We start from the raw sequence: 2,001 nt of genomic DNA, 5'->3' as shown, positions 1-2,001 counted from the left end.
CACTACGACTCATCTACCTTGAGCACGAAGCCGATGCCGAGGAACAAATCGCGGCGGCTGTGCGAGGGGGTCTCCAGGTCATCGTTGGAGACGCGATATCGGCGCGCATCACCGCGAAGTACGGTGCGAAAGGCGTCTTGATTGAATCCGGCAAAGAGGCCATCATCAACAGCATTTAGGATTTGCTATATCTTCGATAGGGACTATTCCCCTCACTTCAATACGGTCTTGGTACACCCACAACTTAATCTGTAGTCTGTCAAACAATTCCTCCCAACTCATTATCTTTTGCGGGAACCCAAGAGTCAAGCGTAAAGGGTCTCTGCTCCGAATTATGGCAAAAGCTAGCTCCTCGGTGACGGCTGCTTCCTCCGGCTGGTAAATAACGTCAAATTGTTCTGCCTCAATCGCCTCCCTCACCGCTGCCACGTTCTGTTCCAATTTGTGAATCGTGTCAATTTCTGGCGAGTACTGCTCATACCGCTGGCGGATAGCCAATTCCTGTTCTTTAAGCTCGTTCTGTTGGCGGTTATAGTCTTCGTCCGATAATATTCCGTTGAGGTAAACGTTGGCGAGCCTGCGCTGTTTCTCCTGGATTTGAAAGAGTTGTTCGTTTATTGGCGAGAGTAAGGTTTCCAGTTCTTCCTTTCTCCGTTCCAAGGTTTCTACATATTCTTCGATGGCTGTCCTCATCTGTTCTGGGCTACGAAGGAGCTTTACAATGCGGCTTTTAACCTCTTCCGTTAACGCTTCACCGTTAAGGATAGGACTAGTACATCTTGGGCTACCGTCAAGATGGTTTTTCTTGAGCCTGCCGTTGCACTTGAAGACCAGCGTTTTTCCCGTGTTGTAATACCCGATACCGTAGGCGTGCTGGCATAACCCACAGTTAATACGTCCTGCAAGTAACGGTTTAGGATACTTTCTGTTGAATCCGCCCCTCGCTCCAACTCTCTTTTCCTGAGCCTTCTCCCACAGGAGAGGGTCAATTATAACAGGGAAGTCAACCGCGTACCACCCATCCTTGGAATTTGCCGCCTTAGCTCTTTCAACCCGCTCTTGGCTTACCGGAATGCTATCACCGCGCCAGAAGTAGTTGGTGCCTTTATAAGCGGTGTGGGTAAGGATTCTCTGAACCGTGGTTTCGCTCCACTGGGTGACCGGTTTACCCTTCTTGCCTCGGTGAACGCCGCGAAATTGAGAGGGCGTAGGAATACCAAGCTGGGTAAGTTTCTCAGCAACTCTAACCGTACCCATCGGACCGGACTTACCATCACCGTAGACGTACCAGTTATAGATGAGCCGGACTATTTTGGCTTCTTCTTCGACAATCTCCCATCGTTGCTTTTCCTTATTCCACTGGTAACCGAATAGCTCTGCGGTACCGAAGAATTTTCCTTCTTGCGCTCTCTTCTTCTTACCGGTCAGGGTTCTAAGGCGGATTACCTCTCTTTCGTACTCTGCGAACGAGCCCTGAATATTGGAAAAGAGCCTGCCTTCCGGTGTATCCTCAAATCCACCTTGAACGAAAATAAAGCCTTCACCTTTGGTTCCGCATCGGCGCGGTTTGAGGGCTTCATCCCGAAGTGCCGAGAGGATTGCTACCGAGCGCGCAAGCCTGTCCTGCCGGTAAAGGAAGATGGCGTCGTATTCTCCAGCCTGATACTTTTCCCACAGGTTACGGAGGATAGGTCTGTCGTTAATACCAAGGGCACCGCTGTACCCATCTTCTTTGAAAACATCAGCAGGGGTAATGTGGTATCCTCTCTTTTGAGCCTCCGCCATGCAAATTTCGACTTGAGTATCGAGAGAGGTACCCTCTACCTGGTCTTCTGTGGAAACTCTTGCCAGTATCGCTGCTCGTTTCCGTAGTATCACAATGGGACACCTTCCTCTACAGCTTGCCCTCTAATTCTGGCTTTGTGCTGGAGCATATTGAAAATAGCCAACCCGGCGCAGTAGAGGGCAACGTCTTCCCGCCTGATGAACCAGCGGTCAATT

The 2,001-nt window shown here is 50.2% G+C and carries 2 protein-coding genes; one reads left to right on the top strand and one right to left on the bottom strand.

Annotation, left to right across the window (positions count from 1 at the left end):
- Positions 1 to 179: hypothetical protein (locus GX515_12990; protein HHY33911.1), on the top strand; the 179-nt coding region annotated here is incomplete at its 5' end.
- Here GX515_12990 and GX515_12985 read toward each other — a convergent pair.
- On the bottom strand, positions 166 to 1,881 hold the full coding sequence (locus tag GX515_12985) for a recombinase family protein (protein HHY33910.1): 1,716 nt from the start codon (positions 1,879 to 1,881) through the stop codon (positions 166 to 168). The genes GX515_12990 and GX515_12985 overlap by 14 nt on opposite strands.
- Between the last annotated feature and the right edge of the window lie 120 nt (positions 1,882 to 2,001).

The organism is Bacillota bacterium, from assembly GCA_012842395.1.
In the GTDB taxonomy this organism is placed as follows: Bacteria; Bacillota; SHA-98; order UBA4971; family UBA4971; genus UBA6256.
The sequence above is the reverse complement of the archived record's forward strand: the minus strand, read 5'-3'. Positions and strand labels throughout refer to the sequence as shown.